Source organism: Citrobacter sp. Awk 4 (genome assembly GCF_028069725.1).
Taxonomy (GTDB): domain Bacteria; phylum Pseudomonadota; class Gammaproteobacteria; order Enterobacterales; family Enterobacteriaceae; genus Citrobacter_D.
Genome location: NZ_JANEWG010000091.1, coordinates 1 through 7,348, shown reverse-complemented (window position 1 = coordinate 7,348; position 7,348 = coordinate 1). Strand labels below are relative to the sequence as shown.

Here is a 7,348-nt window from a genome sequence, read left to right as displayed (position 1 = left end):
GCATTGAAGCGAATAGAATTTGCACATTTTTTAGTGTGATCTGCATCACATAAGTATTGATTTTTGTGATGGGTGTCATATTATATTGCTCGTAGACAATAAAACCTGAACAACAATCAAACGGAGCAATGCTATGAAACTGCGCAAAATTCTGAAAAGCATGTTCGAAAATTATTGCAAAACATTCAAAGATGTACCGCCAGGCGGTATGTTCTGATAAAAAAAACCTGCTACGGCAGGTTTTTTTATACCCGTTTCTCTGCTGCGTTTACGCTGCTATCGTTTCTGCTCCTGAATGGGTACTATGACGACCTTTCTATAAGGAGCTCACTATGTCCCAAACATTGAACGCCGATCAGGAACTGGTCTCTGACGTCGTTGCCTGCCAACTGGTTATCAAACAAATTCTGGACGTTCTTGACGTGATCGCCCCCGTCGAAGTTCGCGAGAAAATGTCCACCCAACTGAAAAACATCGATTTTTCAAGTCATCCTTCCGCCGCCGATCCCGTGACGATGCGCGCGATCCAGAAAGCCATCGCGTTGATCGAGCTGAAATTCACGCCGCAGGGCGAAGCTCACTAAATAAATCAAAGTGTTAGATTGCTGAAACTTTTTATTACGCCTCCTGAATCAGGGGGCGTAAACGTTTCTGAACCGTCGGTTGAGAAGGTGATACTTCGGCTGCCGGCCTGCGGTAGATGTGCTTGCAGACCAGACTGGGGTTATGACGTTTCCGGCGTTATACCGCCATTAGTGGTGCTGGTGGTTGACGACGTTAAGTAAGTGTTTGTCTGTTTGCGCCATGCACAGACCCGCACGTCTGGCGCTGCGAACTTCATCAAAGATCGTTTGTAACAGCACGCCATCCTGCTGCTGTTCTTTTTTCAGATCGTGGAGGAAATCAAGTGTGAGGTCGTCATTCAACGCTTTTGCTTCGCTGGTTAAATTCGACAAGGTTTTGGAACGTTGCTGATAATCGTCGAGTGTTTTCTGAAATAACTCTTCCAGTGACGTTAACTCATCGCCGGGAATATCAATGGGTTTAACGATGGGATTAGCGCCTTTACTCTTCATAAAATTAAACATGCGCATCATTTGAGTGATGTTACTTTGCGCCTGAGTACGCAGAAACATCGCCGTGCTCGTCAAACTGTGTTCTGAACACCACTCGCTCATGCGAAGGTAAAGATTGGATGCGTAAAATTCCCGATTCATCTGAGCGTTGAGCTTGTGAGCCATTCCTACTGCAGCCATGTCAATATCCTTATTTCCAGAAAAGGGGATGTGCGTAACCAGCATCAGTGCAGCAGGCTGTTGCCGCACTTAACATCTACGCACAAGTGAAACTGTTAGCAGAATAAATCCGTTCTGCCGGTCCTTTATGTGATCACGCAGTCAATTCCGTTGATGATCTGAATAAGCATAGCGTCTGTATGGGTATAAGAAAATCCTTATGGCGAAATGTTTAAACTTTTTTACATATTTTTTCTAAAAATGAGTTATGAACCGGGAATTTTAGAGTTGGTAGTTATCGATACAACGCCATGATTTATCGCTGATTAAAGTAGATGGCAATTTTTGAAATATCATTTCAAATCACAGAATAGAATAGTTTCATCGGGTATCATTTGTTCAATGATAATTATCCATCATACCTGTTTCGGAAATTATTAGATGGAGCTGTACTGGCGGGGCTCCCACCAGGGCTGAAGTTTGTGCCAGATCATTTTTAGAAACGTTCAACCAGCCAATCGCCTCTTTGTCATTGTCTGTTTGAACTGCACGGATAGAAGAGAGGAGTAGTGAATGAAAAGGGTAGCTGTTCTGTTGGCACCTGAATTTGAAGAAGCAGAAGCCATTGTGACTATCGATATTTTGCGTCGACTGGATATCGAAGTTGAAACATTAGCCTGTGCGGAGTCTCGTGCCGTGGTGAGTTACCACGATATTCCTATGGTGGCGGACAGTACGCTGACTGAACGACTGGACACGCTTTTTGACGCCGTGGTGTTGCCTGGCGGCCCCCACGGAAGCGTGAATCTGGCAGCGAGCGCTGAAGTGGTCGATTTCGTTTCCCGACATGACGCGGCAGGCAAATTTATTTGCCCCGTCTGTTCTGCGGCGGCCCGCGTTCTGGGTGGAAATGGATTGCTGAAGGGACGTCGCTACGTCTGTTCCGGTGAGTTGTGGGAGAACGTGACTGATGGCGAATACGTGGATGCGCCGGTCGTTGAAGATGGTAATCTGATTAGCGGTAAAGGGTTAGGCCACATATTTGATTTCGCGTTGACGCTCAGCGCCCGTTTGCTTGGCGATGATGCTCCGGTTCGCGATCATGCAGACCATATTTACTATCGCTGGTAAATAAAATGTTCCCGAATACACCCGTATTCGGGAACAAGGATTCACTGGCTGGTCTTATGGACTAATCTGCTACTCCTCTTTTTATTTGTCTGACAAATTATCATTTTCTTATGTCATTTCCCGCTGAATGTATGCACGCAATTACTGTAATTCTGTGATGTGATGCCGCTCTCCTATGGAGAATCAATTTCCCGCTAAAACTTACTCCAGCACTGGCATTAATCGTCGATACAAATGGTAATGCCTTGTTTTTCGTCTGAATTACAAAAAACCGTTCGTTTTTACCCTACATAAAAGAACGCTAAAGCTGGAGTTAACCATGCACAAATTCACTAAAGCGCTGGCGGCCATCGGTCTGGCTGCCGTTATGTCACAATCCGCTATTGCAGAAACCATGAAGCTCGGTTTTCTGGTGAAGCAGCCAGAAGAACCCTGGTTCCAGACGGAGTGGAAATTTGCTGATAAAGCAGGAAAAGATTTGGGTTTTGAAGTGATTAAAATTGCCGTCCCTGATGGCGAGAAGACACTGAACGCCATCGACAGCCTGGCTGCCAGCGGTGCGAAAGGATTTGTTATTTGTACCCCGGACCCGAAACTCGGCTCGGCAATCGCTGCCAAGGCGCGCGGTTACGACATGAAGGTCATCGCGGTGGACGACCAGTTTGTTAACGCCAAAGGCAAACCGATGGATACCGTTCCTCTGGTCATGATGGCGGCGACCAAAATTGGTGAACGTCAGGGGGAGGAACTTTACAAAGAGATGCAAAAACGCAGTTGGGATGTAAAAGAGACCGCAGTCATGGCGATTACGGCAAACGAACTGGATACGGCGCGCCGTCGTACTGGTGGCTCAATGGAAGCGCTGAAAGTCGCTGGCTTCCCGGAAAAACAGATCTATCAAGTGCCGACGAAATCTAATGACATCCCCGGTGCATTTGATGCCGCGAACTCCATGCTGGTTCAGCATCCGGAAGTGAAACACTGGCTGGTTGTGGGGATGAACGACAACACCGTACTGGGCGGCGTACGCGCCACTGAAGGCCAGGGCTTTAAAGCCGCCGATGTCATCGGTATCGGCATCAACGGCGTGGACGCGGTCAGTGAACTGTCGAAGGCACAAGCGACCGGTTTCTACGGTTCGTTGCTGCCAAGCCCGGACGTACATGGCTATAAATCCAGTGAAATGCTCTACAACTGGGTGACCAAAGGCGTTGAACCGCCAAAATTCACGGAAGTGACTGACGTGGTGCTGATCACTCGCGACAACTTTAAGGAAGAACTGGCCAAAAAAGGATTAGGCGGTAAGTAATCGGCAGTAGAAAACACTCTCTGTCGCTGCGGCGGCAGAGGGGCTGATTAACGACTAACGACCCAGATTCACGGAGACGTTATGCAACAGTCTACCCCGTATCTCTCATTTCGCGGCATTGGAAAAACCTTTCCTGGCGTCAAAGCGCTAACGGATATCAGTTTTGACTGCTATGCCGGTCAGGTGCATGCGCTGATGGGTGAAAATGGCGCCGGGAAATCAACACTCTTAAAAATTCTCAGCGGTAATTACGCGCCTACCACGGGTTCTTTGGCGATTCTTGGGCAGGAAGTGACGTTTGCTGACACCACTGCCGCATTGAACGCCGGTGTCGCTATTATTTATCAGGAATTACATCTCGTGCCGGAAATGACCGTCGCCGAGAATATCTATCTTGGTCAGTTGCCGCATAAAGGCGGAATTGTAAACCGATCGCTGCTTAATTATGAGGCTGGGTTGCAGCTAAAACATTTAGGTATGGATATTGATCCTGACACCCCGCTGAAATATCTCTCGATCGGGCAGTGGCAGATGGTGGAGATCGCCAAAGCGCTGGCGCGTAACGCCAAAATTATCGCCTTTGACGAACCGACCAGCTCACTCTCCGCCAGAGAGATTGAGAACCTATTCCGCGTCATTCGCGAACTGCGTAAAGAAGGTCGCATCATTCTGTACGTTTCGCACCGTATGGAAGAAATATTCGCGCTGAGCGATGCCATCACCGTGTTCAAAGATGGTCGCTATGTCAAAACATTTGCCGACATGCAGCAGGTGAATCACGACGCGTTAGTACAGGCGATGGTGGGGCGCGATCTCGGCGATATTTACGGTTGGGAATCGAGGCCCTATGGTGCAGAGCGTTTGCGTCTGCATGAGGTGAAAGCGCCAGGTGTAAGAACGCCGATCAGTTTGTCAGTGCGCAGCGGCGAAATTGTGGGGTTGTTTGGCCTGGTCGGCGCCGGGCGCAGTGAGCTGATGAAAGGGTTGTTCGGCGGCACGCGTATCACTGAAGGTCAGGTGTATATCGATGAAAAACCGATTGATATCCGCAAGCCTGCCAATGCCATTGCGGCAGGCATGATGCTATGCCCGGAAGACCGTAAAGCCGAGGGGATCATCCCGGTGCATTCCGTACGCGACAATATCAACATCAGCGCGCGTCGCAAGCACGTCCGGGGTGGATGTCTCATTAACAACAGTTGGGAAGAGACCAACGCCGACCACCATATTCGTTCACTTAACATTAAAACACCGGGCGCGGAGCAACTGATCATGAACCTCTCCGGCGGGAATCAGCAGAAGGCGATTTTGGGACGCTGGCTGTCGGAAGAGATGAAAGTCATTTTGCTTGATGAGCCAACGCGCGGCATTGATGTGGGCGCAAAACACGAAATCTATAACGTTATCTACGCCCTGGCGGCGCGAGGCGTTGCGGTGTTGTTTGCCTCCAGTGATTTGCCGGAGGTTCTGGGCGTCGCCGACCGTATTGTGGTGATGAGGGAAGGTGAGATCGCCGGTGAATTGCTTCACGAACAGGCGGATGAACGGCAGGCTTTGAGCCTTGCTATGCCAAAAGTCAGCCAGGCAGTCGCCTGAGTAAGGAGAGTATGATGTCTTCTGTAACTACATCGGGATCTGGCGCACCTAAGTCGCCGTTTAACCTTGGTCGCATTTGGGATCAGTACGGAATGCTGGTTGTGTTCGCGGTACTGTTCCTGGCTTGCGCTATTTTTGTGCCAAACTTTGCCACCTTTATCAATATGAAGGGGCTGGGGCTGGCCATCTCCATGTCAGGCATGGTGGCCTGCGGGATGCTGTTCTGCCTGGCATCCGGCGATTTCGACCTCTCTGTCGCCTCCGTCATCGCTTGCGCCGGGGTGACGACTGCCGTGGTCATCAACATGACCGAAAGCCTGTGGATTGGCGTAGCGGCAGGGTTATTACTCGGTGTGCTATGTGGTCTGGTGAATGGTTTCGTGATTGCCCGCTTAAAAATCAATGCTCTGATTACCACACTTGCGACGATGCAGATTGTGCGCGGCCTGGCGTATATCATTTCCGACGGGAAAGCGGTCGGTATTGAAGACGAGAGCTTCTTTACTCTCGGTTATGCTAACTGGTTTGGGCTGCCTGCGCCGATCTGGTTAACGGTCGCTTGTCTGATAATCTTTGGATTGCTGCTGAACAAAACCACCTTTGGCCGTAATACGCTGGCCATTGGCGGTAATGAAGAAGCGGCGCGCCTGGCCGGTGTGCCGGTCGTTCGCACCAAAATCATCATCTTTGTGCTCTCTGGTTTGGTTTCTGCTGCGGCAGGTATCATTCTGGCATCACGTATGACCAGCGGCCAGCCGATGACGTCGATTGGGTATGAGCTGATTGTCATTTCTGCCTGCGTACTGGGTGGGGTCTCACTCAAAGGCGGCATTGGAAAAATCTCATATGTGGTGGCCGGGGTGTTGATTCTGGGGACCGTGGAAAATGCCATGAACCTGCTGAATATTTCTCCCTTCGCGCAGTATGTGGTTCGTGGCTTAATCCTGCTGGCAGCGGTGGTCTTCGACCGTTACAAACAGAAAGCGAAACGAACTGTGTAACGTTTTTATCAGCTAACTTTTCAGTATAGTTCCCCCTGATCGCCAGCCCCTAATAAGGCTGGCGATTGTCTTTCAAAATGGCGAGCATTGTCACACTGTCTATACTTACATGCTAATGGGAGCGCTTTTCGCCTTCCAAAAACCATGATAAGGAGGAGAACAGGGTGACAGACTTGTTAACCGTATCCCCTGAATTATCAGCAAACCATGCCTGGTTTTTTGATCTTGATGGAACCCTGGCTGAGATACAGCCTCACCCCGATCAGGTGGCAATACCAGACGCCGTTCTCCAGATGCTACACCGCCTGGCGATGCAAAATGCGGGGGCACTGGCATTGATTTCAGGGCGTTCGATGGCTGAACTTGACGCACTGACAACCCCTTATCGTTTTCCGCTTGCCGGAGTACACGGCGCCGAGCGCCGGGATATCAACGGTCAAATCTATAGAGTGACGCTTCCACAGGCGTTAAAACGTGACGTCTACAACCAGTTATCTGCGGCGCTGGAAAACCTGCCCGGCGCTGAACTGGAAAGCAAAAACATGGCTTTCGCGCTGCATTACCGGCAGGCACCGCAACATGAAGCGACGTTACTGATGCTGGCGAAGCGCGTTACCGCTCGCTGGCCGCAGTTAGCGCTACAACCGGGTAAATGTGTGCTGGAGATTAAACCTCGGGGGACTGATAAAGGTGAAGCCATTGCCGCATTTATGCAGGAACCCCCCTTTGCAGGCCGTATTCCTTTGTTTTTAGGTGACGATCTGACCGATGAAGCGGGGTTCGCGGCGGTCAATCGGGCAGGCGGCATGTCGATAAAAGTAGGCTGCGGAGAGACACAGGCCAACTGGCGTTTAGCCAGCGTGCCGGACGTCTGGCGTTGGCTGGAGCAGATCCATTATCCACAACAAAAACAAAAATCAGCGAGTGACAGGAGAGATGGCTATGAGTCGTTTAGTCGTAGTATCTAATCGAATTGCACCCCCCGATAATAAAGGCAGTGCGGGTGGGCTGGCGGTTGGTGTACTGGGCGCTCTGAAAGCAACGGGGGGGCTGTGGTTCGGCTGGAGTGGGGAGAC

Annotated in this window: 9 protein-coding genes; 8 read left to right on the top strand and 1 reads right to left on the bottom strand. The window is 50.2% G+C overall.

Annotated features, from left to right (window positions below):
- Window positions 1-133: 133 nt before the first annotated feature.
- Together azuC and NNO04_RS21865 are read left to right on the top strand one after the other, a co-directional pair.
- Window positions 134-217: a stress response protein AzuC gene (azuC, locus tag NNO04_RS21870; protein WP_004136622.1), complete on the top strand. Its 84-nt coding sequence runs from the start codon at window positions 134-136 to the stop codon at window positions 215-217.
- Between the two features lie 115 nt (window positions 218-332).
- Window positions 333-584 (top strand): DUF2766 family protein, encoded by a 252-nt coding sequence (locus tag NNO04_RS21865; RefSeq protein WP_162382932.1) that lies wholly within the window; start codon window positions 333-335, stop codon window positions 582-584.
- A 168-nt stretch (window positions 585-752) separates the two neighbouring features.
- Here NNO04_RS21865 and NNO04_RS21860 read toward each other — a convergent pair whose 3' ends face one another.
- Window positions 753-1,256 (bottom strand): non-heme ferritin-like protein, encoded by a 504-nt coding sequence (locus NNO04_RS21860; protein ID WP_271446447.1) that lies wholly within the window; start codon window positions 1,254-1,256, stop codon window positions 753-755.
- Between the two features lie 552 nt (window positions 1,257-1,808).
- Here NNO04_RS21860 and NNO04_RS21855 point away from each other — a divergent pair.
- The 6 genes from NNO04_RS21855 to NNO04_RS21830 form a co-directional block, all read left to right on the top strand.
- Window positions 1,809-2,366: a DJ-1/PfpI family protein gene (locus NNO04_RS21855; protein ID WP_271446446.1), complete on the top strand. Its 558-nt coding sequence runs from the start codon at window positions 1,809-1,811 to the stop codon at window positions 2,364-2,366.
- A gap of 319 nt (window positions 2,367-2,685) precedes the next feature.
- Window positions 2,686-3,675 (top strand): arabinose ABC transporter substrate-binding protein AraF, encoded by a 990-nt coding sequence (gene araF, locus NNO04_RS21850; protein WP_271446445.1) that lies wholly within the window; start codon window positions 2,686-2,688, stop codon window positions 3,673-3,675.
- Window positions 3,676-3,756: 81 nt separating this feature from the next.
- On the top strand, window positions 3,757-5,271 hold the full coding sequence (gene araG, locus NNO04_RS21845; protein WP_192612527.1) for an arabinose ABC transporter ATP-binding protein AraG: 1,515 nt from the start codon (window positions 3,757-3,759) through the stop codon (window positions 5,269-5,271).
- A gap of 14 nt (window positions 5,272-5,285) precedes the next feature.
- Entirely contained in the window at window positions 5,286-6,272 is a 987-nt protein-coding gene (araH, locus tag NNO04_RS21840) for an arabinose ABC transporter permease AraH (protein ID WP_271446449.1), read from the top strand.
- Window positions 6,273-6,436: 164 nt separating this feature from the next.
- The gene (otsB, locus tag NNO04_RS21835; RefSeq protein WP_271446444.1) at window positions 6,437-7,240 is read left to right on the top strand and encodes a trehalose-phosphatase; all 804 of its coding nucleotides are present in this window, start codon (window positions 6,437-6,439) and stop codon (window positions 7,238-7,240) included.
- Window positions 7,215-7,348, top strand: a 134-nt coding sequence (locus tag NNO04_RS21830) for a hypothetical protein (protein ID WP_271446448.1), incomplete at its 3' end; no start/stop codon positions are given. The genes otsB and NNO04_RS21830, both read left to right, overlap by 26 nt.